We start from the raw sequence: 23,080 nt of genomic DNA, 5'->3' as shown, positions 1-23,080 counted from the left end.
CGGAAGAACGGCCGGCAGGCTCAGTAGAACCGAACGGGTAGGCCCGTCACAGCCCTCGTCGAGCGGTCGCGCGCGAGCGCGGCAAGCGGGGTGGTACCGCGGCGCTCGCGCACCTTGCGCGTCGTCGTCCCCGGCCTGAGTATCGAGGCCACAGGAGACGACACACATCGTGACCGAGAACGCGGACGTCAAGGCGTACCCGAAGCCGGCCGGCGGGGCGCCCGATTTCCCGGCGCTCGAAGTCGAGGTTCTCGACTACTGGGCCCGCGACGACACCTTCCGGGCCAGCATCGCTCGCCGCGACGGCGCCCCGGAGTACGTGTTCTACGACGGGCCGCCGTTCGCCAATGGGCTGCCCCACTACGGTCACCTACTCACCGGCTACGTCAAAGACATCGTGCCGCGGTATCGCACCATGCGCGGCTACAAGGTGGAGCGCCGGTTCGGCTGGGACACCCACGGGCTGCCCGCCGAACTCGAGGTCGAACGCCAGCTCGGCATCAACGACAAGTCCCAGATCGACGACATGGGGATCGCCGCGTTCAACGACGCCTGCCGCGAATCGGTGCTGCGCTACACCGACGAGTGGCGGGCGTACGTGACGCGCCAGGCCCGCTGGGTCGACTTCGACAACGACTACAAGACGCTGGATCTCAGCTACATGGAGTCGGTGATCTGGGCGTTCAAACAGCTGTGGGACAAAGGCCTGGCGTACGAGGGGTATCGGGTGCTGCCGTACTGCTGGCGCGACGAAACCCCGTTGTCCAATCACGAATTGCGGATGGACGACGACGTCTACCAGAGCCGCCAGGACCCGGCTCTGACGGTGGGGTTCAAGGTCACGGGTGGCGAGCTGGACGGGGCCTACCTGCTGGTGTGGACGACGACGCCGTGGACCCTGCCGTCGAACCTGGCGGTGGCCGTCAACCCGGACGTGACGTACGTGCAGGTGCGGGTGGGGGAGCGCCGTTTCGTGCTGGCCGAGGCGCGGCTGGCCGGCTACGCGCGCGAACTGGGAGAAGAGCCCGAGGTGCTGGGCACGTATCGGGGCGCGGACCTGCTGGGTCTGCGGTATGTTCCGCCGTTCCCCTACTTCATGGACACCGACAGGGCGTTCCAGGTGCTTCGTGGTGACTTTGTGACCACCGAGGACGGCACCGGGATCGTCCACATGGCGCCCGCCTACGGTGAGGACGACATGGCGGTCTGCGACGCGGCCGGCATTGCCCCGGCCACTCCGGTGGATTCCAAGGGCCGCTTCGACTCCACGGTCCCGGATTACCGGGGGCAGCGCGTCTTTGACGCCAATCCGAACATCATCCGCGACCTGAAGAACGGCAGCGGTCCGGTGGCGGCCAACGGCGCGGTGTTGGTCCGCCACGAGACCTACGAACACCCCTACCCACACTGCTGGCGCTGCCGCAACCCGCTGATCTATCGGGCGGTGTCGTCGTGGTTCGTCGCGGTCACCGAATTCCGGGACCGCATGGTGGAGCTCAACCAGCAGATCACCTGGTACCCCGAACACGTCAAGGACGGCCAGTTCGGCAAGTGGCTGCAGGGCGCGCGCGACTGGTCGATCTCCCGAAATCGGTACTGGGGCAGCCCGATTCCGGTGTGGAAGTCCGACGACCCGGCCTACCCCCGCATCGACGTCTACGGCAGCCTCGACGAGCTGGAACGCGACTTCGGGGTGCGGCCCACCAACCTGCACCGGCCCTATATCGACGAGCTGACCCGGCCCAACCCCGACGACCCCACGGGTCGCAGCAAGATGCGGCGCATCCCCGACGTGCTCGACGTGTGGTTCGACTCGGGCTCGATGCCCTACGCGCAGGTGCACTACCCATTCGAAAACCGCGACTGGTTTGACGGCCACTATCCGGGCGACTTCATCGTCGAATACATCGGGCAGACGCGCGGCTGGTTTTACACCCTGCACGTGCTGGCCACCGCGCTGTTCGACCGTCCCGCGTTCAAAACCTGTGTGGCGCACGGGATTGTGCTGGGTTCCGACGGCCAGAAGATGAGCAAGTCGCTGCGCAACTACCCCGACGTTTCCGAGGTGTTCGACCGTGACGGCTCGGATGCGATGCGGTGGTTCCTGATGGCCTCGCCGATCCTGCGCGGGGGCAATTTGATCGTCACCGAGCAGGGCATCCGCGAAGGCGTGCGCCAGGTGCTGCTGCCGTTGTGGAACGCCTACAGCTTCCTGGCCCTCTACGCGCCGAAAGTCGGTAATTGGCGGACTAATTCGGCCAACGTGCTGGACCGCTACATCCTGGCCAAGCTGGCGGAGCTACGCGACGACCTCACCGGGTCGATGGACGTCTGCGACATCTCGGGGGCCTGCGAGCAGCTGCGCCAGTTCACCGAGGCGCTGACGAATTGGTATGTGCGACGGTCGCGTTCGCGGTTCTGGGAGGAAGACGCCGACGCCATCGACACGTTGCACACGGTGCTGGAGGTGAGCGCTCGCCTGGCCGCGCCGCTGCTCCCGTCGGTCACCGAGATCATCTGGCGAGGCCTGACCTTCGGGCGTTCGGTGCACCTGACCGATTGGCCCGACGCGGACGCGGTGCCCGCGGATCCCGGCCTGGTCGCCGCGATGGATCAGGTCCGCGAAGTCTGCTCGGCGGCGTCGTCGCTGCGCAAGGCCAAGAAGCTGCGGGTGCGCCTGCCGTTGCCGAAACTGACCGTGGCCGTGGAGAACCCGCAGCGGCTCGAGCCGTTTGTGGACCTGATCGCCGACGAGCTCAACGTCAAGCGCGTCGAACTGACCGACGCGATCGACACGTACGGCCGGTTCGAGCTGACGGTCAACGCGCGGGTCGCCGGGCCGCGGCTCGGCAAGGACGTGCAGGCCGCCATCAAGGCGGTCAAGGCCGGCGAGGGCGTCGTCAACCCCGATGGCACCCTGACGGCGGGTCCGGCGGTGCTGCAGCCCGACGAGTACAGCTCCCGGCTGGTGGCCGCCGACCCGGATTACACGGCGGCGCTGCCCGACGGCTCCGGTCTGGTCGTGCTGGACGGCACCGTGACCCCGGAGCTGGAGGCCGAGGGCTGGGCGAAGGACCGGATCCGCGAGCTGCAGGAGCTGCGCAAGTCGACGGGGCTGGACGTGTCCGACCGCATCAGTGTGGTGATGTCGGTGCCCGGCGAGCGCGCCGACTGGGCGCGGGCGCACCGCGACCTGATTGCGGGGGAGATCCTGGCCACCAGCTTCGAGTTCGGTGAGCCCGCCGACGGCTCGGAGATCGGCGACGGCGTGCGCGTGGCCATCAGTAAGGCCTGACCGCGACCGGTCGGCCGGAGGTTCCGAAAAAGAACTTTCAAAAAAGTGTCCGAGGTGACGGGGCTCGCTGCTCCTACCTGTGACGGCGGTCCAACGGGGGCCGCGACCACAGTTAAGGAACACCATGAGCACCATCGAAGACTTCCAGTCCACTACTTTCGCCGCGATCCCGCACGAGGACCTGACGGTCGCCGAGGCGTGGGCGTCGAGCCCGCTGGGTGACCCGGCGGTCGAGGACGGATCCCTCTCGGAGCCCGCAAAATTTGAGGACTTTCCCGCCACGACCGTGACCGAGCAGCCGCGCTCGCGGGCAACGACCGTCCTGGTGGCCGCGGCGGTGATCGCCGGGCTCGGAGTGGTCGGCGGGCTCGGCATGATGCTCATCGACTCGACGAGTTCGAAGCAGGATAAGCCGGCCGTCGTCGTTCCGAACTCCAGCGTCAGTTCGGTGACACCGCAGTCGGCCGGCGCGGTCGCGCCGCCGCCCGTGGCGCCGGCGCCGCCGTCCATCGCGACGCCTCCCGACGCCGCGCAATTGCCGAGCGGACCCGTGAACGGTGGGGGAGCGCCGGTGTGGACCGCGCCCGCGCCGGTCGTCGCAGCGCCCCCTGCCGACCCGGGTATCCCGCCCGCCGCCCCGGCCGACCCCGACTCCCCGCCGCCGCCGAACGTGACGGTGAACATCCCGCCGGTGGTCGTGCCCGTGCCCATCCCGGTGCCAGTGCCGTCGGACCACGATGGCGGCCAGCAGCAGGGCGGTGGCCAGCAACAGGGTGGCGGCCAGCAGCAAGGTGGCGGCCCGAAGCAGGGCGGCGGCCACGGTCCGATCGAGTGCCTTGCATGCCAGCAGCATCCGATCCAGCAGCAGCCCATCCACCCGCAGCCGATTCAGCAGCAGCCCGTCCACCCGCAGCCGATCCAGCAGCAGCCGATCCACCCGCAGGTGATCCCCGGCAAGAAGTGAGCCGGCCCGCTCGAACCGCGAAAGTGCAACTGCCGACACGTTTCCCGAGAGGGATGGTCGGCAGTTGCCTTCTCGCGGCTAGGCGGCCTTGACCGCCCGCCAGCGCTGCCGGCCGCCGCGAACCTCGACCTCCACATCGCGAAAACCCGCTGCCCGCAGGCGATCCGGCAAGGTTTCCGGTGACACCGTGTTGCAGGTGTCGCGGAAGTGCAGGAGGCGGAATCGCAGCGAGGTCACGCTGTCGCTGCCGGCGAAGACGCCGCCGGGTCGAAGCACCCGGAACGCCTCGGCGAACAGCCGGTCCTGCAGCTCGGCGGTCGGGACGTGATGCAGCATCGTGAACGACACCACCGAGCTGAACTCGTTGTCGGGCAACCCGGTATTGGTGCCGTCGCCGTTGATGACGCGCGCGCGATCGCCGTAGAGCCGCTGCAGACGCTGCGCCATCGGGGCGTCGATCTCCACCGAGGTCAGTTTCGGCGTCTTGTCAACGAGCACTCGCAGAATCGCGCCGTAACCGGGCCCGATCTCGAGGGTGTTGTCGCCAAGGTCCACATCGGCAAGAGCCCATGGCAGCAGCTCGTCTTCCACCTGCTTTGCCCAGCGATCCGAGCTGCAAATCCGTCGGTGCGCGAGGTTCATTGCCATACCCAACGACGGTAGACCAATAGCATTTGCAGGTGTGGAGTCCCGGTGGGTGCTGCACCTGGACATGGACGCGTTTTTCGCCTCCGTCGAACAACTCACCCGACCGACCCTGCGGGGGCGGCCGGTGCTGGTCGGCGGCCTGGGTGGGCGGGGCGTCGTGGCCGGTGCCAGCTACGAGGCCCGCGTGTTCGGCGCCCGGTCGGCCATGCCGATGCATCAGGCGCGCCGGCTGATCGGAGTGACCGCGGTGGTGCTGCCGCCGCGCGGTGTGGTCTACGGGGTGGCCAGCCGCCGCGTCTTCGACACCGTGCGCAGCCTGGTACCGGTCGTCGAGCAGCTGTCCGTCGACGAGGGTTTCGGCGAGCCGCCGCGGCTCGCCGGGGCGCCTGCCGAGGACGTCGAGGCGTTCTGCGAGCAGTTGCGGCGGCGCATTCGCGACGAGACCGGCCTGGTCGCGTCGGTCGGTGCGGGCTCGGGCAAGCAGATCGCGAAGATCGCGTCCGGACTGGCCAAACCGGATGGGGTGCGGGTGGTTCGGCGCGCCGAGGAGCAGGCGCTGCTGGGCGGGCTGCCGGTGCGGCGGCTGTGGGGGATCGGCCCGGTCGCCGAGGAGAAGCTGAACCGGCTCGGCATCGAGACCGTCGGAGAGTTGGCCGCGCTCACCGACGCCGAGGTAGCCAACATCCTGGGCGCGACGGTCGGGCCGGCGCTGCACCGCCTCGCCCGCGGCATCGACGACCGGCCCGTAGCCGAGCGCGCGGTGGCCAAGCAGATCAGCGCCGAGTCGACCTTCGCCACCGACCTGACCAGCCTCGAGCAACTGCGCGACGCGATCGATCCCATCGCCGAGCACGCGCACCAGCGCCTGCTGCGTGACGGCCGCGGCGCGCGCACCGTCACGGTGAAGCTGAAGAAGTCCGACATGAGCACGCTGACCCGCTCGGCGACGTTGCCCTATGCGACCACCGAGGCCGGCGCGCTCACCGCGGTCGCCCGCCGGCTGCTGCTCGACCCACGCGAAATCGGGCCGATTCGCCTTCTCGGGGTGGGGTTTTCGGGGTTGAGCGACGTCCGCCAGGAGTCGCTGTTCCCCGACCTCGAGTTGTCGGGGGAGACGTCCGACCCGCAGCACATCGAGACCGCGACCGAGGCGATGTTCGCGCCGGCGCCCGAGGAGGCCGCGCCGTGGCGGATCGGTGACGACGTGACACACCGCGAACTGGGACACGGCTGGGTGCAGGGCGCCGGCCACGGTGTGGTGACGGTGCGCTTCGAGACCCGCGGCTCCGGCCCGGGTCAGGCGCGCACGTTTCCCGCCGACACCGACGACCTCACCGGCGCCAACCCGGTCGACTCCCTGGACTGGCCCGACTATCTCGGTGGCCTGCAGGCCGACGCGCTGCTAACCCCAGCGGTCGACGACGTCGGCGACGGGTAGCCCGGCGGCCAGCGCGGCCATCGTCAGCACCCGCGCCTGCGGCGGCCGCAGCCGCGGCACCATCACCGCGCCGGCGGCGGCCATGTCGTGGCCGGGACCGTAACTCGCGCCGACCCGCCCGCCCGGGACCCGGGTCGACACCGCGACGACCACGCCGTCTCGGCAATGCTGGCGCACCCCGTCGACGACCGCCGGACCGGCGTTGCCCGAACCCAGCGCCTCCAGCACCACGCCCCGCGCGCCGGCGGCCACGCAGGCGTCCAGCGCCACCGAGTCACTCCCCAGGTATGCCGCGACGATGTCGACGCGGGGGGCGGCCGCGGCGCCGAGATCACCGAGATACGGGCGGGTCTTGGGGCCGGTCAGGGTCACGTCGCCGCTGTCCACCCTGCCGACCAGTTCGCCGGCGAAGCCGCTCAGGTCCTCGGTGGCCACCTTGTGCATGCCCAGCGGCTGCAGCACCCGGCCGGCGAAGCACACCAGAACCCCCAGGCCGCGGGCGGCCGGGCTGGCCGCGACCGCCAGCGCGTCGCGCAGATTGGCCGGCCCGTCGGCGTCGGGGGCGTCGGCGCTGCGCATGGCGCCGGTGAGCACGACCGGGACGTCCCCCGCGTGGGTGAGGTCCAGCCACAGGGCGCTCTCTTCCATGGTGTCGGTGCCGTGGGTGACGACCACGCCGTCGGCCCCGCCGTCGATCGCCGCGCGCACGGCGGCCCGGATGCGGTCCCAATCGGCCGGCGTCAGCTCGGAGCTGTCGAGGGCCAGCAGGTCGACGACGTCGACGTCCAGCCCCGAGGTGAGATCGGCGCCGCTATAGGCCGGTCGGCGCACCCCGTCGGCGCCTTTGCCCGTCGATATCGTGCCTCCGGTGGCGATCACGGTGAGCCGGCTCTTCGAATAAGCCACGGTGGCATCATCGCGCACCTTCGGGTTAGGGGATGATGGTGACGTGTCCGACGAACCCTCAGGACCGGCCCGGGAGGTGGCCGAACCCGAACCCGCACCCGCCAGGCCGCCGAGGCGGCTGCGCCTGCTGCTGTCAGTCGCGGCGGTGGTGCTGACCCTCGACATCGTGACCAAGGTGCTCGCCGTCAGGCTGCTGCCCCCCGGCCAGCCGGTGTCGATCATCGGTGACACCGTGACGTGGACCTTGGTGCGCAATTCGGGCGCGGCGTTCTCGATGGCGACCGGATACACCTGGGTCCTGACGCTGATCGCGACCGGCGTGGTGGCCGGCATCTTCTGGATGGGGCGGCGGCTGGTGTCGCCGTGGTGGGCGGTCGGGCTCGGCATGATCCTCGGCGGCGCGATGGGCAACCTGGTCGATCGGTTCTTCCGGTCACCCGGCCCGCTGCGCGGCCATGTGGTGGACTTCCTGTCGGTCGGCTGGTGGCCGGTGTTCAACGTCGCCGACCCGTCGGTGGTCGGCGGGGCCATCCTGCTGGTGGTGCTGTCGGTCTTCGGATACGACTTCGACGCCGTGGGCCGCCGAAAGGCCAACGGGGAGGCCGTCGCCCGGCGCCAGGCCGATCAGCACCGATGACCGAGCGTTCGATGCCCGTCCCGGAGGGACTGGCGGGCATGCGCGTCGACGCCGGGCTGTCGCGGCTGCTGGGGCTGTCGCGGACCGCGGCGGCCGCGCTGGCCGAGGACGGCGGCGTGGAATTGGACGGGGTGCAAGCGGGCAAGTCCGACCGCCTGACGGGCGGCGCCTGGCTGCACGTGCGCCTGCCCGGCGCGCCGGCGCCGGTGGAAAACACGCCCGTCGACATCGAGGGCATGACCATCCTGTACTCCGACGACGACATCGTCGCGGTCGACAAACCTGCGGCGGTGGCCGCGCACGCGTCGGTCGGGTGGTCCGGACCCACGGTGCTCGGTGGCCTGGCCGCGGCCGGTTACCGGATCACCACATCCGGCGTGCCGGAGCGCCAGGGCATCGTGCATCGCCTCGACGTCGGCACCTCCGGGGTGATGGTGGTGGCGCTTTCCGAGCGCGCCTACACGGTGCTCAAGCGGGCGTTCAAGCAGCGCACCGTCGACAAGCGTTACCACGCGCTGGTGCAGGGGCATCCGGATCCGTCCAGCGGGACGATCGACGCGCCGATCGGGCGGCACCGCGGCGGCGAGTGGAAGTTCGCGGTCACCAAGGACGGCCGGCACAGCCTCACCCACTACGACACCCTGGAAGCCCACGTCGCCGCCAGCCTGCTCGACGTGCACCTGGAGACCGGACGCACCCACCAGATCCGGGTGCATTTCTCCGCCCTGCACCACCCGTGCTGCGGCGACCTCGTCTACGGCGCCGACCCGAAACTCGCGAAAAGGCTTGGGCTGGAACGGCAATGGCTGCACGCACGCTCGCTGGCTTTCGCCCACCCGGCGGACGGCCGGCGGATCGAGATCGTCAGCCCCTACCCGCCCGATCTGCAGCACGCGCTGGACGTGCTGCGCGACGAGGGCTGATCAGCCGGGCTTGCGGACGTCCACGAGCACCCGCGTCGGGTGCGCGACGAAGGGCCCGTCGGCCTCGATCCGCTCGTGCAGTTCGCGCAGCCGGTCGCGGTAGCGCTCGACAGTGAAGTCCGGCACCGTCCACACCACCTTGCGCAGGAAGTAGACGACGGCGCCGATGTCGAAGAACTCGGCGTGCAGTTTTTCCATGCGCAACTCGACCACCTCCAGGCCCGCGGCCCGCACCTGCGCGCGCACGGCGTCCGGGTGGAACTCGGCCCATTTCTCGGGCTGCGGCCCGATGAAGTACTCGACCAGCTCACCCATGGTGGCGGGCCCGATGTGCTGCGCGAAGTAGCTGCCGCCTGGCCGGAGCACCCGCAGGATCTCGTTCCACCACACCGAGATCGGGTGGCGGGTGGTCACCAGGTCGAACGCTTCGTCGGCGAAGGGTAGCGGCGGCTCGTCGCGGGTCGCCACCAGCACCACGCCCAGCGGATGCAGGCGTTTGGTCGCCAGGGCCGCGTTCGGCGGCCAGGTCTCGATCGCCGCCATGGTGGGCGGGAATGGGCCCGCCCCCGCCAACACCTCGCCCCCTCCGGTGTGGATGTCCAGCGCGGCCGACACCGTCGCCAGGCGGCCGCTCAGCAGCCGCTGGAAGCCCCAGGAGGGCCGTTCCTCCGTCGCGCGGCCGTCGAGCCAGGAGAAGTCCCAGCCGTCAACGTTGACCGAGTCGGCTTCGGCCACCAGATCTTCGAATGTGCGGGGCATGCATTGCATTCTCACCGACGCGTCGATCGGGTGCCATCGCCTCAATCGTCATGCGAGCAATCACCGAAATTGCCGCCGTGGTCGTGATTGGCGCCCGATCGCAGCCGTCACGGCAATCTCGGCCCGCATCGGTCGCGGGTGAGCGCCGCGCTTAGACCTTCGTGGTTTCCGGTGACGTGATCTCGGGGGCCAGCGGCGCGATGGCGCCGAGGATTTCGGTCACCGTCGCGGCGGAGACCCCCGCCGCGGCGAGCGCGTCGGCCAAGTGCCCGGCGACCAGGCTGAAGTGGTGCATCGTGATGCCGCGGCCCTGATGCACCTGTTTCATCGGCGCCCCGGTGTACGGCTCGGGGCCGCCCAGTGCGGCGGCAAAGAACTCGGCCTGTTTGCCCTTGAGGCGGTTCATGTTGGTCCCGGTGAAAAAGCCCGCCAGTTGGCTGTCGGCAAGCACGCGAACGTAGAAGTCCTCGACGACGACTTCGATGGCCTCGCGTCCGCCGATCCGGTCGTAGATCGTGTGCGGCTCCGGTTTGCGGAAGTGCGCCAGCATTTTCATAACGCCGATTGGAACATTTGAGCGTTGCCCGTCAGTTAGTCCACGATCACACCCGGATTACCCTGTGTAACAAGCCGATTGCTCTCTAATGGTCACGATTTGGGCAGCTGTGTGAGCGAATCTGCCGCTCGCGGTCGGTTAATGCCCTAGGTTGGATTTATGATCCACGTCACATTGCCCCTCAGGAGCGAGCGCCGATGAATCTGCTTGGTGACTTGACCCACTTGGTGGAAAAGCCCTTCGCGGCGGTCTCCAACATCATCAACACCCCCAACTCGACCGGGCGATATCGACCGTTCTACCTGCGGAATCTGCTGGACGTGGTGCAGGGCCGTACGCTCAGCGACGCCGTGGAGGGCTGCACCGTCCTCATCACCGGCGGGTCGTCGGGCATCGGCGCGGCCGCCGCCAAGAGGATCGCGGAGGCGGGCGGCGTGGTGGTGCTGGTGGCCCGAACCCGGGAGAACCTCGAGAAGGTCGCCTCGGAGATCGAGGGCAATGGCGGCACCGCCCACGTGTACCCGTGCGACCTGACCGACATGGACGCCATCGCCGCGATGGCCGATCAGGTGCTCGACGACCTCGGCGGGGTCGACATCCTCATCAACAACGCGGGGCGATCGATTCGGCGCTCGCTGAAGCTGTCCTACGACCGCATCCACGACTACCAGCGGACCATGCAACTGAACTACCTCGGCGCGGTCCAGCTCATCCTCAAGTTCATCCCCGGCATGCGCGAGCGCGGCTTCGGCCAGATCATCAACGTCTCCTCGGTCGGCGTGCAGACCCGCGCGCCGCGCTTCGGCGCCTACATCGCCAGCAAGGCCGCCCTCGACAGCCTGTGCGACGCACTGCAGGCCGAAGTGGTCAACGACGACGTCAAGTTCACCACCGTGCACATGGCGCTGGTGCGCACGCCGATGATCAGCCCGACCACCATGTACGACAAGTTCCCGGCGCTGACGCCGGACCAGGCGGCTGGCGTGATCGCCGACGCGATCGTGCACCGACCCCGGCGGGCGAGCTCGCCGTTCGGGCAATTCGCCGCCGTCGCCGACGCCGTCAACCCGGCGGTGATGGACCGAGTGCGCAACCGCGCGTTCGCCATGTTCAAAGACTCCGACGCGGCCAGGGGCGGCGAATCATCCAGTGAGGCAGAGCATTTCGACAAGCGGAGCGAGACGTTTGTCCGCGCGACCCGAGGGATACATTGGTGACACCATGAGTCTTCCGAAACCCGACACCGACACCACCGTCGTCATCACCGGCGCCTCCTCCGGCATCGGCGCCGAACTGGCCCGCGGCCTGGCCCGCCGCGGCTTCCCGCTATTGCTGGTGGCGCGGCGCCGCGACCGCCTGGACGACCTCGCCAACGAGGTGGGCCAGGAGTACTCGGTGGCCGTCGAGGTCCTGCCGCTGGACCTCAGCGACGCCAAGGGCCGCGGCAAGCTCGCGGACCGGCTGCGCAACGAGCCGATCGCCGGCCTGTGCAACAGCGCCGGTTTCGGCACCAGCGGGGTCTTTCACGAGCTGCCGCTGGAACGCGAAAGCGAAGAGATCACCCTCAACGCGCTCGCCTTGATGGAACTCACCCACGCCGTCCTGCCGGGCATGGTCGAGCGCGGCGCCGGCGCCGTGATGAACATCGCCTCGATCGCCGGCTTCCAGCCGTTGCCGTACATGGCGGTGTATTCGGCCACCAAGGCCTTCGTGCAGACCTTCTCCGAGGCCATCCACGAGGAACTGCACGGAACGGGGGTGTCGGTCACCGTGCTGTGTCCGGGTCCGGTGCCCACCGAGTGGGCCGAGATCGCCAACGCCGAGCGGTTCAGCATCCCGGTGGCGCAGGTCTCGCCGCGCGACGTCGCCGAGGCGGCCATCGGCGGGATGCTCGCCGGCAAGCGCAGCGTGGTGCCGGGCATCGTGCCAAAGGTCGTCAGCACCGGCGGCAGGTTCGTGCCGCGCACCTTGCTGCTGCCCGGACTCCGGATCGGCAACCGATTCCGGGGCGGGCCCAGTCACTAGCGGCTTTGTCTGCGCGGGCGTTGAGTGTGAATCCACGGCGTTGACTGTGCGTCCACGGCGGAAAAATCGCCCGTTCCGCGCCCTGAGCTCACTCGAAAAGCCCTGAGTTCACACTCACAGCCGTGGGCGCACACTGGTCGACGGCTACGTTTGAACCATGGCCGCCGTAGAGATGACCGCCGACATGCCGATGACCCCGTATGAGATGTGGGATCACGTTTCGGACCTCTCGGAATTGGGCGAATGGCTGGTGATGCACGAGGCGTGGCGCAGCGAGCTGCCCGACGAGATCACCGAGGGAACTCAAATCGTCGGCGTGGCGCGTTCCAAGGGTCTGCGCAACAGGGTGACGTGGACGGTGACCAAGTGGGATCCGCCGCACGAGGTGGCGATGTCGGGAGCGGGCAAGGGCGGAGCGAAGTACGCCGTCACGCTCTCCGTGCGGGCGGCCGGCGGCGGGTCGACGCTGGGCCTGCGTCTCGAGCTGGGCGGGCGCGCGTTGTTCGGCCCGGTGGGCTCGGCCGCGGCGCGCGCCGTCAGGGGAGACGTGGAGAAGTCGCTGAAGCAGTTTGTCGAGCGGTACGGCTAGGCATCACCGCGGTGTCGTCGTCCTCCCACAGCAGCAGCTGACGCACCGAGGCGCGCGACCCGTAGGGCTGCAGCATCGTGCTGGCCGGGCGTGGGCGCACCCGTAGGGGCCACCAGAACCAGCGCCCGAGAAGCGTTGCGACGGAAGGCGTCATGAAGGAACGCACGATCAGTGTGTCGAACAACAGCCCCAGTCCGATCGTGGTCCCGATCTGGCCGAGCACTTGGAAACCGCTGAACACGAACGCGCACATGGTGATCGCGAAGACCAGCCCGGCGGAGGTGACCACCGAGCCGGTGCCGGCCATCGAGCGGATGATGCCGGTCTTTATGCCGGCGGGGATTTCTTCCTTGAATCGGGAGATCAACAGCAGGTTGTAGTCCGATCCCACGGCCAGCAGCAGGATGATGGCCAGTGCGAGCACGACCCAGTACAGCTTGATGCCGAACAGGTACTGCCACACCAGCACCGACAGTCCGAACGAGGCGCCCAGCGAAAGGGCCACCGTCCCAACGATTACCAGTGCCGCGACCAGGCTGCGCGTGATGATCATCATGATCAGCAGGATGAGGGCCAGGGCGGCGAATCCCACGATGAACAAGTCGTACTTGGCGCCGTCCTGGATATCCTTGTATGTCGCCGCCGTGCCGCCGACATAGATTTTGGCGTCGGCCATCGGCGTGCCCTTCAGCGCCTCGTGCGCGGCGTTGACGATCGGGTCGATGTGCGAGATGCCTTGCGGCGTAGCCGGATCGCCGTCATGGGTGACGATCATCCGGGCCGCCTTGCCGTCGGGGGAGAGGAACAGCTTCAGCCCCCGCTTGAAGTCGGGGTTCTTGAACACCTCGGGGGGCAGGTAGAAGCTGTCGTCGTTCTTCGCCGTGTCGAAGGCCTGCCCCAGCGCCGTCGCGTTGTCGATCGCGTCCTGCGTCTGGGCGTTGATGCCGGCCTGGGTGGCGTGGCTCGCCAGCGCCAGTTGGCGGTTGGTCTCCTGGCTGTCGATCTGGGGCGGTATCAATGCCACCAGTTTCGGCTGCAGCGCATCGAGCTTGTCCAAAGTGGCCGTGAGGTTCTCGAACTTCTCCGTGAGCTGGTCGACGCCGTCGAGCGCGTCCAGGACCGAGCGGATCGCCCAGCAGGCGGGGATGTCGAAGCAGTGTCTCTCCCAATAGAAATAGCTGCGAATCGGGCGGAAGAAGTCGTCGAAGTTCGCGATCTTGTCGCGCAGGTCCCGGATCGTGTCGACCGTGTCGTGAAAGCTCTGAGTCTCGCTGTGGGTGGCGGCGGCAAGCTGTTGCTGAAGGGTGTATTGCTCCTTGAGGATGTTGATCGTCTTCGCCAGCTCGCCGGCCTGCGTCAGCAGGTCATTCGCTCGATCCCGTTGGTACGACAGGTTTTCCTGTTGGGCGGCGCTCTGATTGCTGATCACGAAAGCGAGCGAGCTGTGGACGAGCGGGGTCCCCAGCGGCCTGGTGATGGTCTGCACCTGCGCGACGCCGGGGACGTGGAACACCGCCTTGGCCACCCGGTCCAGGATCAGCATGTCGGCCGGGTCACGCATGTCGTGATCCGTTTCGACCATGAGCAATTCGGGCTCGAGCCGGGCGCGCGAGAAGTGCCGCTCGGCCGCGGTGTAACCGATGTTGGCCGGCGCGCTGGCGGGCATGTAGGGCCGGGTGTCGTAGCTCGTCTTGTATCCGGGCAGCGCGAGCAGGCCAACGAGGGCCAGCGCGCACGCGGCGGTGAGCACGGGGACGGGCCAGCGCACGATGGCGGTGCCGATCCGTCGCCAACCGCGGGTCCGCATCGCGCGTTTCGGCTCGAAGACGCCCAGGGCGGAACCCAGGGTGAGCACCGCCGGGCCCAGGGTCAGCGAGGCGGTGAGTGCGACGAGGATGCCGAGAGCGGCCGGGATGCCCAGGCTTTGGAAGTAGGGCAACCGGGTGAAGCTCAGACAGAAGACCGCGCCGGCCACGGTCAGCCCCGAGCCCAGGACGATGTGGGCCGTTCCGCGGTACATGGTGTGGTAGGCGGTTTCCCGGTCCTCGCCGGTCCCGCGCGCCTCCTGATAGCGGCCGACGAAAAATATCGCGTAGTCGGTTCCGGCGGCGATCACCAGCAGCGTGAGGATGTTCGTCGCGTACGTCGACAATCCGATGATGCCGGCGTTGCCCAGAAACGCGACTATCCCTCGGGCGGCGGACATTTCGATGAGGACAGTGAAAAGCACGAGCAGCATCGTGAAGAGGGAACGGTAGACGAACAGCAACATCACCGCGATCACCCCGACGGTGATCGCCGTGACCTTCGCGGTGCCCTTGCTGCCGACGTCGAACTGGTCGGAGATGAGCGGCGCCGCGCCGGTCACGTAGACCTTGACGCCCGGCGGGGGCTGCATGTGCTCGACGATGTCGCGGACGGCGCCGACGCCCTCGTTGGCCAACGCCGAGCCCTGATTGCCCGCCAGGAACAGCTGGACGTAGGCGGCCTTGCCGTCGTTGCTTTGCGACCCCGCCGCGGTCAACGTGTCGCCCCAGAAGTCCTGAACGTGCTCGACGTGCTTCTTGTCCTGCTCGAGCTTGCGGATCATCGCGTCGTAGAACTTGTGCGCGTCCGCGCCGAGCGGCTTGTCGCCCTCCAGCACGATCATGGCCTGGCTGTCGGTATTGAATTCCTCAAACTTCTGGCCGATGCGCTTGATCGCCTTCAGCGACGGCGCGTCGGGGGAGTTCAGTGCCACGTTGTGGGTCTTGCCCACCTCTTCCAGCTGTGGCACCGCGATGTTGGTGATGGCCGCGAGCGCGATCCAGAACAGCAGGATCGGCAGCGAGAGCCGCCGGATGATGTGCGGCACGCGGGGCCGTCTCTCTGTGTGATTGCTCATCCCGACTTATCCAGGCAGAAGGTGTAGGCGTCGACTTGGTTCACGGTGCGTTCGTCCTTAACCTCACCGTTGACGGTGATCCGGCAGCCGAGGGTGTTCCCGGTGCCCTGCGCGACCACGTTGCCGATCACCGCGGGCTCCGTCGTCGTGATGGTGTATGACCAGGGCAGCGGCGCGTTCTTGACTTGCTGCGGTTGAGCGTTGACGTCCAGGTAGTTGATGGTCGCCACGGCGCCCGGTGCGCCGAAGACGTCGAGGACCACCTTCTTGGGGTTGAACGGGACGATTTCGTTGGCCAGGCCGCTGTTGGCCGAGACGTTGGAGTGGGAGCCGAAGATCCCGTGCAGCCGGTAGATGGCGAATCCCGTGAGCGCGACGACGAGCACCGCGACCAGTGGAATCCATCCCCGTCTGACGAGGGACATGATCGAAATCCCCTTCATCCGTCGGCCTTTCGATGCTCGGGCGCCACGGTCACGCGGCCCCTTCGAGCGCCATCGCTGGGCATGACCTTACGGTACTGATCAGTACTGCACAAGAGACGCGACCGTGCACTTTGTGCATCATCTATCAATTTGCCTGATATCCGTGGTGCCGGGTGAGTCCGGGAATGATGAAGCCGTCGACGAGGGCTCTTACCGTGCGGCGGTTGGGCGCCTGCCCTGGAATGATCGAGCGGTATATCAGGTATCCGGGCAACAGGTCCCAGAGCTCGTCGGCGGTTGCGTCCTCGGGGATCTCGCCGCGGTCGATGGCCTGTCGCAGCACGTGCTGGAGCAGGGCCTTGCGCTGATCGAGGAACTGGTGCTGCAGGGCGTCGGCGAGGGCGGGGTGGCGCGACGCTTCGACGAGAACCGCGCGGATGGTGCTGGCGAGCTGGGGGCCCTGCTGACAGATTTTCTCCCCGATGTGCAGCAAATCGCCCCGCAACGTGCCGGATTCCGGCGGGACCGCGATCTGGCAGATGCCCTCGATGAAGGCGGCCAGCACCAACTCGGCTTTCGAGGGCCAGCGCCGGTACACCGTGGCCTTGCTGGCCCGCGCCTCGCTGGCCACGGCGTCCACCGTCAGGCCGTCGTACCCGTGCTCCTGCAACAGGCGCAGCGTCACCGCGAGCAGCTCGGCCTCTCGCGGCGACCACGGCGGCCCCGCGAACGGGTCGGCGGCCTGGGTCATAGCGCCACCTTAAATCCGCCGCGCCCAAACGGCGGAGTTAAGAGACACACGACGCGACACGCCGGGGAAGCGTCGGTGGTCGGTCATACACTGGCGTCCCTATGGACCAGTCGTCGTTCGTGCACCTGCACAACCACACCGAGTACTCGATGCTGGACGGTGCCGCGAAGATCGCGCCGATGCTCGCCGAGGTCGATCGGCTGCAGATGCCCGCCGTCGGGATGACTGACCACGGCAACATGTTTGGGGCCAGCGAGTTCTACAACGAGGCGACCAGGGCCGGGATCAAGCCCATCATCGGGGTGGAGGCGTACATCGCGCCGGGCTCACGCTTCGACACCCGCCGCGTCACCTGGGGAGATCCCAGCCAGAAGTCCGACGACGTCTCCGGCAGCGGCTCCTACACGCACCTGACGATGGTGGCCGAGAACGCCACCGGCCTGCGCAACCTGTTCAAGCTGTCCTCCCTCGCCTCCTTCGAGGGCCAGCTCAGCAAGTGGTCGCGGATGGACGCCGAGCTGATCGCCGAACACGCCGAGGGCATCATCATCACCACCGGCTGCCCGTCGGGCGAGGTGCAGACCCGGCTGCGGCTGGGACACGACCGCGAGGCGCTTCAGGCGGCCGCCAAGTGGCGCGAGATCGTCGGGCCGGACAACTACTTCCTCGAGCTGATGGACCACGGGCTGTCCATCGAACGCCGGGTCCGCGAGGGGCTGCTCGAGATCGGCCGGAAGCTCGGGATTCCCCCGTTGGCGACGAACGACTGCCACTACGTGACCCGCGACGCCGCCCACAACCACGAGGCGCTGTTGTGCGTGCAGACGGGCAAGACGCTGTCGGATCCCAACCGGTTCAAATTCGACGGCGACGGCTATTACCTGAAGTCGGCGGCCGAGATGCGCCAGATCTGGGACGACGAGGTGCCCGGCGCCTGCGATTCGACGCTGTTGATCGCCGAGCGCGTCCAGCCCTACGACGAGGTGTGGCAGCCGCGCGACCGGATGCCGGTTTTTCCGGTGCCCGACGGGCACGACCAGGCGTCCTGGCTGCGCCACGAGGTGGACGCCGGGCTGGCCCGGCGGTTTCCCGCGGGCCCGCCGGACGGCTACGCACAGCGGGCGGCCTACGAGATCGGGGTCATCTGCGACAAGGGCTTCCCGTCGTACTTCCTGATCGTCGCCGACCTGATCAACTACGCGCGGTCGGTGGGCATCCGGGTCGGGCCCGGCCGCGGCTCGGCCGCCGGATCCCTGGTGGCCTACGCGCTGGGCATCACCGACATCGACCCGATCCCGCACGGGCTGCTGTTCGAGCGGTTCCTCAACCCCGAGCGCACGTCGATGCCCGACATCGACATCGACTTCGACGACCGCCGCCGCGGCGAGATGGTGCGCTACGCCGCCGACAAGTGGGGCTCCGACCGGGTGGCCCAGGTGATCACGTTCGGCACCATCAAAACCAAGGCGGCGCTGAAGGATTCGGCGCGCATTCACTACGGCCAGCCGGGCTTCGCCATCGCCGACCGGATCACCAAGGCGCTGCCGCCGGCGATCATGGCCAAGGACATCCCGCTGTCCGGCATCACCGACCCGAACCACGAGCGCTACAAGGAGGCCGCCGAGGTCCGCGGCCTGATCGAAACCGACCCGGACGTGCGCACCATCTACCAGACCGCGCGCGGCCTGGAGGGCCTGATCCGTAACGCGGGCGTGCACGCCTGCGCGGTGATCATGAGCAGCGAGCCGCTGACCGAGGCGATCCCGCTGTGGAAGCGCCCGCAGGACGGGGCCATCATCACCGGCTGGGACTACCCGTCGTGCGAGGCCATCGGCCTGCTGAAGATGGACTTCCTGGGCCTGCGCAACCTGACGATCATCGGCGACGCGATCGAGAACATCAAGGCCAACAAGGGAATTGACCTCGACCTGGAGTCGGTGCCGCTGGACGACAAGGCCACCTACGAGCTGCTGGGCCGCGGCGACACGCTCGGAGTGTTCCAGCTCGACGGCGGGCCCATGCGCGACCTGCTGCGCCGCATGCAGCCGACCGGGTTCGAGGACATCGTCGCGGTGCTCGCGCTGTACCGGCCCGGCCCGATGGGCATGAACGCCCACAACGACTACGCCGACCGCAAGAACAACCGCCAGGCGATCAAGCCGATCCACCCCGAGCTCGAGGAGCCGCTGCGCGAGATCCTCGCCGAGACCTACGGCCTGATCGTGTATCAGGAACAGATCATGCGGATCGCGCAGAAGGTGGCCAGCTACTCGCTGGCCCGAGCCGACATTCTGCGCAAGGCCATGGGCAAGAAGAAGCGCGAGGTGCTGGAGAAGGAGTTCGAGGGCTTCTCCGACGGCATGAAGGCCAACGGGTTCTCCGCCGGCGCCATCAAGGCGTTGTGGGACACCATCCTTCCGTTCGCCGACTACGCGTTCAACAAGTCGCACGCCGCGGGCTACGGCCTGGTCTCCTACTGGACCGCCTACCTGAAGGCCAACTACGCCGCCGAGTACATGGCCGGCCTGCTGACGTCGGTCGGCGACGACAAGGACAAGGCCGCCGTCTACCTGGCCGACTGCCGCAAGCTGGGCATCACGGTGCTGCCGCCGGACGTCAACGAGTCCGGCCTGAACTTCGCGTCGGTGGGCGCCGACATCCGCTACGGGTTGGGCGCGGTGCGTAACGTCGGCGCCAACGTGGTGAGCTCGCTGATCAGCACCCGCGGCGAGAAGGGCAAGTTCACCGACTTCTCGGACTACCTCAACAAGATCGACGTCTCGGCGTGCAACAAGAAGGTGACCGAGTCGCTGATCAAGGCTGGCGCGTTCGATTCGCTGGGCCACGCCCGCAAGGGCCTGTTCCTGGTCCACACCGACGCCGTCGACTCGGTGCTGGGCACCAAGAAGGCCGAGGCGATGGGGCAGTTCGACCTCTTCGGCGGCGGCGAGGCCGGCACCACCGACTCCGTGTTCACCATCAAGGTGCCCGACGACGAGTGGGAGGACAAGCACAAGCTGGCCCTCGAGCGGGAGATGCTGGGGCTGTACGTGTCCGGGCACCCCCTCAACCGGGTGGCGCACCTGCTGACCGCGCAGGTCGACACCGCGATCCCGGCGATCCTCGACGGCGACGTCCCCAACGACACCCAGGTGCGCGTTGGCGGCATCCTCGCGTCGGTGAACCGGCGGGTCAACAAGAACGGAATGCCCTGGGCCTCGGCGCAATTGGAGGACCTCACGGGTGGCATCGAGGTGATGTTCTTCCCGCACGCGTACTCCACCTTCGGCGCCGAGATCGTCGACGACGCGGTGGTGTTGATCAACGCCAAGGTCGCGATTCGCGACGACCGGATCGCGTTGATCGCCAACGAGCTTGTGGTGCCGGACTTTTCCAACGCCCAGCCGGACCGGCCGCTGGCGGTCAGCATGCCGACGCGTCAGTGCACCTTCGACAAGGTGAGCGCGCTCAAGCAGGTGCTGGCGCGCCACCCCGGGACGTCGCAGGTGCACCTGCGACTGATCAGTGGGGACCGGATCACCACGCTCGAGCTGGATGCCTCGCTGCGGGTGACGCCGTCGCCGGCGCTGATGGGCGATCTCAAGGAGCTGCTGGGCCCGGGCTGCCTGGGTCTCTAAGTTACGGTTGACAATTGGATTCCCTCAATTTTATGCAGAACCGGTTTTCCGGAGGCTCTCGTCGATGAGCCTCACCGATACCGACCGTCGAATCTTGTGGGTGCGCGCAGGCGGGCGGTGCACACTGTGTAAGCGGTATCTGCTTGAGGGTGATCTCAGTGCGAAAGAGGTGTCGTTGGGCGAGGGCGCCCACATTGTCGGTCGAGTCAATTCCGAGAAGTCGCCGCGGGGAATGGATTCGCTGCCCGTCGACGAGCGTGACGAGGTCGACAACATTCTCCTCGCGTGCAGTGCATGCCATAACGAAATCGACAGCCAGCAAGTCGCTGGACTTCTCGACGTCCGGTTTCTGCGCGAACGCAAACGGCAACACGAGACCGAGATCAAATTCCAGACCGGCCTCGTCCAGGATCGGCGCACCGCGATCTTGCGGATGGCTGGCGATATCCGCGGTGATGTCATGGAATTGCCCCGTCGCGCAGCTGCCGAGGCGGTATTGCGCTGCGCTCAACGCTTTCCGCATTTCCTGGAGTCCTACGATCGACAGGGTGTAGAGATCGATCTGCAGCGTATTCCGGGCGAACATCCCCTGAGCCCGGACTACTACCGCCTCGCCGCAGGCGAGATCGACCGCGTTGTGGAAAATTGGGTCCAGCCAGGGATCCGCAAGGGTGACATCACTCACTTGAGTGTTTTCGCGATCGCGAGATTGCCACTGCTGGTGTATCTGGGGTCGAAATTGGATGACGGGTCACCGGCCGAGATCTACCAGCGGCACCGCTGTACGGACTCGTGGTTGTGGCCCCAATCAATAGACCCAGGAACTGATTTCATTCTCAAGCAAGTTTCCACCGACGAATCTGCCGCGGACGGGGTGCTCATCACCAACCTTTCTGGCACCACTCCGTTCGGTGATCTACCCGAACGCCTGCAAGGGCTTTCGATTTGGACGCTCGCTCCGGATGTGGGGCCTGCAGAAGACGTCTTCTCACATGCCGCAGTTCTGGACCGGTTCACCGCTGCCGTCCGCAGCTACTTCACGGGCTTGGAAGCGACGAATAAACAGATGCGTCGCTTGCACGTGGTGGGCGCCCTTCCACTATCGGCCGCCGTCGCCTTCGGGCGGATCCTGAAGTCAAAGGACTTGCGGCCCGTGATTGTCCTTTACGACCGCGCGGACGGTGGTTATCGCCGCGCACTGGAGGTGTAACCATGCCAACCGATTTCGACGCACATTTCCATGCCTTCCTAGACCGCACGGTCAATCTCAAACAGTATCGGCTCGATCAGCTAGACGCTCATGTCGACGCCATCACCAACGCGTTCAAGCGCGACCCCGGGATCGGCCACATGTACAAGGAACACTTGCCCCAGGGATCCTGGTCCCAGAAAACCATCATCAATCCCGTCGCCACACACGACGAGTTCGACGCCGACGTTCTGCTGCATCTAGAACAGAACCACGACTGGAACGGCAATCCCAAGACGTACCTGCAGCAAGTCAGGGCCGCCTTCAAACGCAACAACACCTATAAGGCCAAACTGGTACGCAAGAACCGCTGTGTTCGTATCGCTTACGCCAACGATTGTCACGTGGATGTGGTGCCGTCGATCACCCTGGACGACGGGCGGCAGGTAATCATCTGCTATCGCGACAATGAGTTCGAAGAGACGAACCCCCTCGGGTTCTCCGACTGGATGAAGGAACGCGACGATATAACGGGCGGTCAGCTGCGCCGGGTGATTCGGCTGCTCAAGTGGCTACGCGACTTCAAGAACACCTTCAGTTGCCCTTCAGTCATCCTCACCGTGATGCTGGGTAACTGCGTTCAGTTCTGGGAAACCGAGACCACGTACGCAGATCTGCCGACGGCATTGGTGCACCTGTTGGAAGCCCTCGATACCTGGCTCGCCGGGTACGTGGGGAGTCCCCCGCTCGACGATCCGAGCTGTCCCGGGGTGAGTTTCGGCCACCGCTGGGAAGACCCGGTGGTGATCGCTAATTTCAAGTCCAAGATTGCCGACTATGCCCGTTGGGCGCGTGAGGCTTTCGATCTCCAAGGCCGAGATGACGCAGCCGCACTGGTTGCATGGCAGAAACTATTCGGCCCTGAGTTTGCCGCAGACGAGGTCCAGCAAGCGCGCAACGAGTTGGTGGCCAGCAAGGTGGTGAGGGATCTTTCCTCGCGCAGCCGCGTTTTATCTTCGGGCATAGATATCGCGCCTGATGAGGAGTTTATCGAAGCGCGTTGCGGCGTTGTCCGGCAACGCTACAACGCGACGATCGTGGCCAGCGTCTTGGGCTCGCGGACAAACCTACTGCGCCAGCAGCGCGTCGTCGGCCGTCACGAATCCTTGCAATTTCAGCTTTACACCGACACGCCCGAGCCGTACGAGGTGTTCTGGAAGGTACGAAATCGCGGCATTGAAGCCGCACGGGTACCTGGCGGGCTCCGCGGACAAATCCGCAAGGGCGGCAACAAAAGTCGGAACGTGCAGACAGAAGAAACGCTCTATCGGGGAAAGCACTACGTCGAAGCCTACGTTGTGCAAGGCGGTGTCGTCGTCGCGAGCGACCACCATGAGGTCCAGATTATTTGATGGGCGACCTCAAGGAGCTGCTGGGCCCGGGCTGCCTGGGT

18 protein-coding genes are annotated in these 23,080 nt (G+C 67.1%); 11 read left to right on the top strand and 7 right to left on the bottom strand.

The genetic code is table 11. The features are described from left to right. Nucleotides 1-169: 169 nt before the first annotated feature. Nucleotides 170-3,295: an isoleucine--tRNA ligase gene (ileS, locus tag AC5Y5E_RS05860; RefSeq protein WP_499902047.1), complete on the top strand. Its 3,126-nt coding sequence runs from the start codon at nucleotides 170-172 to the stop codon at nucleotides 3,293-3,295. 124 nt (nucleotides 3,296-3,419) lie between these two features. After that, nucleotides 3,420-4,259: a hypothetical protein gene (locus AC5Y5E_RS05855; RefSeq protein WP_499902046.1), complete on the top strand. Its 840-nt coding sequence runs from the start codon at nucleotides 3,420-3,422 to the stop codon at nucleotides 4,257-4,259. 78 nt (nucleotides 4,260-4,337) lie between these two features. On the opposite strand, the gene AC5Y5E_RS05850 is transcribed toward AC5Y5E_RS05855, so the two are convergent. Continuing rightward, entirely contained in the window at nucleotides 4,338-4,907 is a 570-nt protein-coding gene (locus tag AC5Y5E_RS05850) for a class I SAM-dependent methyltransferase (RefSeq protein WP_499902045.1), read from the bottom strand. Nucleotides 4,908-4,941: 34 nt separating this feature from the next. Here AC5Y5E_RS05850 and AC5Y5E_RS05845 point away from each other — a divergent pair, with 34 nt between their 5' ends. Beyond that, entirely contained in the window at nucleotides 4,942-6,345 is a 1,404-nt protein-coding gene (locus AC5Y5E_RS05845) for a DNA polymerase IV (RefSeq protein ID WP_499902044.1), read from the top strand. On the opposite strand, the gene AC5Y5E_RS05840 is transcribed toward AC5Y5E_RS05845, so the two are convergent. Then, nucleotides 6,310-7,251, bottom strand: coding sequence for an asparaginase (locus AC5Y5E_RS05840; protein ID WP_499902043.1), 942 nt, complete (start codon nucleotides 7,249-7,251; stop codon nucleotides 6,310-6,312). The two genes, AC5Y5E_RS05845 and AC5Y5E_RS05840, sit on opposite strands and share 36 nt — an antisense overlap. A gap of 43 nt (nucleotides 7,252-7,294) precedes the next feature. On the opposite strand from AC5Y5E_RS05840, the gene lspA reads away from it, so the two are divergent. Then, nucleotides 7,295-7,888 carry a signal peptidase II gene (gene lspA, locus AC5Y5E_RS05835; RefSeq protein WP_499902042.1) on the top strand — a complete coding sequence of 198 codons (594 nt, stop codon included), beginning with the start codon at nucleotides 7,295-7,297 and terminating at the stop codon, nucleotides 7,886-7,888. Next, nucleotides 7,885-8,811, top strand: a complete 927-nt coding sequence (locus tag AC5Y5E_RS05830) for an RluA family pseudouridine synthase (protein WP_499902041.1) — start codon at nucleotides 7,885-7,887, stop codon at nucleotides 8,809-8,811. The genes lspA and AC5Y5E_RS05830 overlap by 4 nt, the downstream gene beginning before the upstream one ends. Here AC5Y5E_RS05830 and AC5Y5E_RS05825 read toward each other — a convergent pair whose 3' ends face one another. Next, complete coding sequence (locus AC5Y5E_RS05825) at nucleotides 8,812-9,570, bottom strand: methyltransferase domain-containing protein (RefSeq protein WP_499902040.1); 759 nt, start codon at nucleotides 9,568-9,570, stop codon at nucleotides 8,812-8,814. It abuts the gene before it with no gap. A 151-nt stretch (nucleotides 9,571-9,721) separates the two neighbouring features. Beyond that, nucleotides 9,722-10,126 (bottom strand): group I truncated hemoglobin, encoded by a 405-nt coding sequence (locus AC5Y5E_RS05820; RefSeq protein WP_499902039.1) that lies wholly within the window; start codon nucleotides 10,124-10,126, stop codon nucleotides 9,722-9,724. Between the two features lie 197 nt (nucleotides 10,127-10,323). On the opposite strand from AC5Y5E_RS05820, the gene AC5Y5E_RS05815 reads away from it, so the two are divergent. The 3 genes from AC5Y5E_RS05815 (at nucleotide 10,324) to AC5Y5E_RS05805 (ending at nucleotide 12,740) form a co-directional block, all read left to right on the top strand. After that, entirely contained in the window at nucleotides 10,324-11,343 is a 1,020-nt protein-coding gene (locus AC5Y5E_RS05815) for an SDR family NAD(P)-dependent oxidoreductase (protein ID WP_499902038.1), read from the top strand. 4 nt (nucleotides 11,344-11,347) lie between these two features. Continuing rightward, complete coding sequence (locus tag AC5Y5E_RS05810) at nucleotides 11,348-12,151, top strand: SDR family NAD(P)-dependent oxidoreductase (RefSeq protein ID WP_499902037.1); 804 nt, start codon at nucleotides 11,348-11,350, stop codon at nucleotides 12,149-12,151. Between the two features lie 157 nt (nucleotides 12,152-12,308). Next, the gene (locus AC5Y5E_RS05805; protein WP_499902036.1) at nucleotides 12,309-12,740 is read left to right on the top strand and encodes a type II toxin-antitoxin system Rv0910 family toxin; all 432 of its coding nucleotides are present in this window, start codon (nucleotides 12,309-12,311) and stop codon (nucleotides 12,738-12,740) included. On the opposite strand, the gene AC5Y5E_RS05800 is transcribed toward AC5Y5E_RS05805, so the two are convergent. The 3 genes from AC5Y5E_RS05800 to AC5Y5E_RS05790 form a co-directional block, all read right to left on the bottom strand. Continuing rightward, nucleotides 12,688-15,624, bottom strand: a complete 2,937-nt coding sequence (locus AC5Y5E_RS05800; RefSeq protein WP_499902035.1) for an MMPL/RND family transporter — start codon at nucleotides 15,622-15,624, stop codon at nucleotides 12,688-12,690. The two genes, AC5Y5E_RS05805 and AC5Y5E_RS05800, sit on opposite strands and share 53 nt — an antisense overlap. Next, nucleotides 15,621-16,067: an MmpS family transport accessory protein gene (locus tag AC5Y5E_RS05795; RefSeq protein ID WP_499902034.1), complete on the bottom strand. Its 447-nt coding sequence runs from the start codon at nucleotides 16,065-16,067 to the stop codon at nucleotides 15,621-15,623. The genes AC5Y5E_RS05800 and AC5Y5E_RS05795 overlap by 4 nt, the downstream gene beginning before the upstream one ends. A 127-nt stretch (nucleotides 16,068-16,194) precedes the next feature. Then, nucleotides 16,195-16,800 carry a TetR/AcrR family transcriptional regulator gene (locus AC5Y5E_RS05790; protein ID WP_499902033.1) on the bottom strand — a complete coding sequence of 202 codons (606 nt, stop codon included), beginning with the start codon at nucleotides 16,798-16,800 and terminating at the stop codon, nucleotides 16,195-16,197. Nucleotides 16,801-16,901: 101 nt separating this feature from the next. On the opposite strand from AC5Y5E_RS05790, the gene dnaE reads away from it, so the two are divergent. From dnaE to AC5Y5E_RS05775, 3 genes are all read left to right on the top strand, one after another. Beyond that, nucleotides 16,902-20,438: a DNA polymerase III subunit alpha gene (dnaE, locus tag AC5Y5E_RS05785; RefSeq protein ID WP_499902032.1), complete on the top strand. Its 3,537-nt coding sequence runs from the start codon at nucleotides 16,902-16,904 to the stop codon at nucleotides 20,436-20,438. A gap of 64 nt (nucleotides 20,439-20,502) precedes the next feature. Next, nucleotides 20,503-21,648: an HNH endonuclease gene (locus AC5Y5E_RS05780; RefSeq protein WP_499902031.1), complete on the top strand. Its 1,146-nt coding sequence runs from the start codon at nucleotides 20,503-20,505 to the stop codon at nucleotides 21,646-21,648. A 2-nt stretch (nucleotides 21,649-21,650) separates the two neighbouring features. Beyond that, entirely contained in the window at nucleotides 21,651-23,039 is a 1,389-nt protein-coding gene (locus tag AC5Y5E_RS05775; RefSeq protein WP_499902030.1) for an SMODS domain-containing nucleotidyltransferase, read from the top strand. Nucleotides 23,040-23,080: the final 41 nt, after the last annotated feature.

It is taken from the genome of Mycobacterium sp. NGS54, assembly GCF_059812465.1.
This window is presented reverse-complemented; position numbering and strand designations above follow the sequence as displayed.